The following is a 3,647-nucleotide window of genomic DNA, read 5'->3' on the forward strand; positions in this document are numbered from 1 at the left end:
GCTATGTGAAGAAGGTGCCGCTCGGCGTCGTGCTGGTGATCGCGCCTTGGAACTATCCCTATCTCACCGCCGTCAACACCATCGTGCCGGCGCTGATGGCCGGCAGCGCCGTCATCCTCAAGCACGCGGCACAGACGTTGCTCGTCGGCGAACGCTTCCAGCAGGCTTTCGACAGAGCGGGGCTGCCCCTGGGGCTGTTCCAGAACCTCGTCATGAACCATGCCCAGACCGAGAAGCTGCTCGGCTCCGGCAAGATCGACCATGTCAACTTCACCGGATCGGTCGGCGGCGGCCGCGCCATCGAGGAGGCGGCGGCCGGCACCTTCATGACGCTCGGCCTCGAACTCGGCGGCAAGGATCCGGCCTATGTGCTGCCCGACGCCAAGCTGGACCATGCGGTCGCCAATCTTGTCGACGGCGCCTTCTACAATTCCGGCCAGTGCTGTTGCGGCATAGAGCGCGTCTATGTGCACGAGAAGGTCTATGACGAGTTCGTCGAAGGTTTCGTCGCCGAGACGAAGAAGTATGTCGTCGGCAATCCGCTGGAACAGGCGACCACGATGGGCCCGATGGCGCAGGCGCGCTTCGCCGACCTGATCCGCGAGCAGAAGGCCGAGGCGCTGCGCAAAGGCGCGACCGCACATATCAACATGAGGGTCGAGAACGACAGGGCGGGCTCGCCCTATCTGGCGCCGGAAGTGCTGACAGAAGTCGACCACCAGATGAGCGTCATGCGCGAGGAAAGTTTTGGGCCGATCGTCGGCATCATGAAGGTGCGCAACGACGAGGAGGCGATCGCGCTGATGAACGACAGCCCCTATGGGCTGACCGCGTCGATCTGGACACGCGACACCGAGCGCGCGATCGCCATCGGCGACCGCGTCGAGACCGGCACCGTGTTCATGAACCGCTGTGACTATCTGGACCCGGCGCTGGTCTGGACCGGCGTCAAGGACACCGGCAAGGGCGCGGCGCTCTCGGCCATCGGTTACGACAATCTGACCCGGCCGAAATCCTATCACCTGCGCGAAACGATCTGACCTTTCGAAAGACAAAAATGTCCAAGCTGATCTCCAAATGGAACTACCCCACCACCGTCCGCTTCGGCGCCGGGCGCATCAAGGAATTGCCTGATGTGCTCAATGCGACGGGCATCAAGCGGCCGCTCTTCGTCACCGATCCGGGCCTTGCGAAACTGCCCGTCGTCGCCTCGACGCTGAAGATCTTCGACGATGCCAAGATCCCATACGGCGTCTTCTCGGAGGTGAGGCCCAACCCGGTGGAGTCCAATCTCACCGCCGGCATCGCGGTGTTCAAGAAGGGCAAGCATGACGGCGTCATCGCCTTCGGCGGCGGCTCCGCGCTCGACCTCGGCAAGCTCATCGCCTTCCAGGCCGGGCAGACACGGCCCGTTTGGGATTTCGAGGATATCGGCGACTGGTGGACCCGGGCCAATTCGGACTTGATTGCGCCGATCATCGCGGTGCCGACCACGGCGGGCACGGGGTCCGAGGTTGGCCGCGCCGGCGGCATTACCAATGAGGAGACCCATACCAAGAAGGTCATCTTCCATCCGAAGCTTCTGCCGGCGATCGTCATTGCCGATCCGGAACTGTCGGTCGGAATGCCGCCCTTCATCACGGCCGGCACCGGCATGGACGCGCTGGCGCACTGCCTGGAGGCCTATTGCGCGCCGGGCTATCATCCGATGGCCGACGGCATCGCGGTGGAAGGCATAAGGCTAGTGTTCGAGAACCTGCCGAAGGCTTTCGCCAACGGCAAGGATCTGGTTGCGCGCGCCCATATGATGAGCGCGGCGGCCATGGGCGCCACCGCTTTCCAGAAGGGGTTGGGGGCCATCCATTCGCTGTCGCATCCGATCGGCGCGCTCTACGACACCCATCACGGCATGACCAACGCGGTGTTCATGCCCTATGTGCTGGCCTTCAACCGCGAGGCGATCGAGGATCGTATCGCACGGCTCGCCGCCTATTGCGGCATCAAGGGCGGCTTCGACGGCTTCGCCAAGGCCATCATCAAGCTGCGTAAGGAGCTCAAGGTGCCGCACGCGCTGCCCGGCCTGATCAAGGGGCTCGACATGGACAAGAAGCGCAAGACCCTGATCGCCGATATGGCGGTGGTCGACCCGACCGCCGGCGGCAACCCCGTGAAGCTCACCAAGAAAGCAGCGCTGACGCTGCTCGAAAATGCCATCGCCGGCTCCGTCTGAGAAGCCGGCCTCGATGCCGAGGAGTTGAATAAGGGAACACTCGAGAAAAAGGGAGGAGGGGCAAAATCAAGGCAGCTAACCATTAGCCGGAAAATTAAGCGCGGGCTAATTGCTACAGTCCGTTAAAAAGAGTTAACTTTTTTCGCTGTGGGGCTCCGGTTTCAAAAAGCCTTCATCTGGCTGTCACACGAAAACGATACCCGCATCGCAGGCGCTTAGCGCGCCAGTTCAACGGAGAGAACACATGTTCAAGTTCATGGGGAAAGTGCTTTCCCTCTCGGCCGCGGCGCTCTTCGCGTCGACGGTGATTTCGTCCGCCGCTTCGATGGACGATCTCGTCAAGGCCGCGAAGGCGGAAGGCCAGCTCACTGTCATCGCGCTTCCGCATGACTGGTGCGGCTACGGGGCAGTGATCGACGCTTTCAAGGCTAAGTATCCGGAAATCACCATCAACGAACTCAACCCCGACGCCGGCTCTGGCGACGAGGTCGAGGCGATCAAGGCCAACAAGGACAACAAGGGCCCACAGGCCCCTGACGTCATCGACGTCGGCCTGTCCTTCGGTCCGACCGCCAAGAAAGTCGGTCTGATTCAAGCTTACAAGGTATCGACCTGGGATTCGATCCCGGACAGCGCCAAGGATGCCGATGGTTTTTGGACGGGCGACTATTACGGCGTGCTGTCGTTCTTGGTGAACAAGGATCTTGTGAAGGAAGCTCCGGCTGACTGGGCAGACCTGCTGAAGTCAGATTATGCCAACACCGTCGCCCTCGCCGGGGATCCGCGTGCCTCGAACCAAGCGATCCAGGCGGTCTACGCCGCCGGCCTGTCCGGTGGTGCCGCTGCTGGTGAAGCAGCCGGCACAGCAGGTCTCGACTTCTTCAAGAAGCTCAATGCCGCTGGCAATTTTGTGCCGGTCATCGGCAAGCCAGCCACGCTGGCCCAAGGTCAGACCCCGATCCTGGTCACCTGGGACTACAACGCGCTTGCCGGCCGCGACACGCTGAAGGGCAATCCGCCGGTCGACGTCGTTGTGCCTAAGACCGGCGTCGTTGCCGGCGTCTATGTGCAGGCGATCAGCGCTTACGCGCCGCATCCGAATGCCGCCAAGCTCTGGCTCGAGTACCTTTACTCCGACGAAGGTCAGATTGGCTGGCTGAAGGGTTACTGCCATCCGATCCGGTTCAACGACCTCGCCAAGAACGGCAAGCTTCCGGCCGATGTGATGGCCAAGCTGCCGCCGGCCGAAGCCTACGCGTCGGCCGTGTTCCCGACCCTCGACGAGCAGGGTAAGGCCAAGGAGGCGATCACCAAGAACTGGGACGCCACTGTCGGCGCCAACGTGAAGTAACGGAATGAAATGGCCGGGCGGCTCTGGCCGCCCGGCGCTTCTCCCAGACGGTAGCCTGCGCATGAC

The 3,647-nt window shown here is 62.3% G+C and carries 3 protein-coding genes; all 3 read left to right on the forward strand.

Going from position 1 to position 3,647, the window contains the following annotated elements:
* A partial coding sequence (locus tag EOA24_RS30865; protein WP_127410428.1) for an aldehyde dehydrogenase family protein occupies positions 1–1,040 on the forward strand: 1,040 nt, incomplete at its 5' end.
* 17 nt (positions 1,041–1,057) lie between these two features.
* The gene (locus tag EOA24_RS30870) at positions 1,058–2,230 is read left to right on the forward strand and encodes an iron-containing alcohol dehydrogenase (protein WP_127410429.1); all 1,173 of its coding nucleotides are present in this window, start codon (positions 1,058–1,060) and stop codon (positions 2,228–2,230) included.
* 244 nt (positions 2,231–2,474) lie between these two features.
* A complete protein-coding gene (locus EOA24_RS30875) occupies positions 2,475–3,581 on the forward strand; it encodes an ABC transporter substrate-binding protein (protein WP_127410430.1) in 1,107 nt (368 codons plus the stop codon).
* Positions 3,582–3,647: the final 66 nt, after the last annotated feature.

The sequence above is a fragment of the Mesorhizobium sp. M2A.F.Ca.ET.039.01.1.1 genome (assembly GCF_003998035.1).
In the GTDB taxonomy this organism is placed as follows: domain Bacteria; phylum Pseudomonadota; class Alphaproteobacteria; order Rhizobiales; family Rhizobiaceae; genus Mesorhizobium.